Genomic DNA, 354 nt, shown 5'->3' with positions numbered 1-354 from the left:
GTAACTCAGTCACGCAATACATTAAATGAAATGGAAGCGATAAAGAGAAAATTTGATGCCTACTATAGTAAAGGAGAGGTCAGTTCTGATTACTCTGCAGTATTGAGTAACTACGCTGCTGCTGAAAGTAAACTTACGAATTCAATGATAGAGTTGCGTCTAGCCGAGCTGAATTTAGCTAAGGAAAAATATTCAGGCGATGTAGCAAATGTCATTCGAGCATTGGGAAAAGAGCTTAACTTTAAGGTTGAGCTTCGAGAGTCTCTTCAAGTTAAAGCTCCTTTTGATTCGACGATATTAGATGTAGCAGGAAAGGTAGGTATGCAAGTGGGCGAGCTTGACACCGTTATGACT

Annotated in this window: 1 pseudogene; it reads left to right on the top strand. The window is 39.8% G+C overall.

What is annotated here, in order from left to right:
- Nucleotides 1-354: pseudogene (locus AB4585_RS28030) on the top strand (hypothetical protein); the annotation flags it as partial.

The sequence above is a fragment of the Vibrio sp. 10N.222.49.C9 genome (genome assembly GCF_041474985.1).
GTDB lineage: Bacteria > Pseudomonadota > Gammaproteobacteria > Enterobacterales > Vibrionaceae > Vibrio > Vibrio crassostreae_C.
Note: the sequence above shows the minus strand (reverse complement) of the source record. Positions and strands in the feature narration are given on the sequence as shown.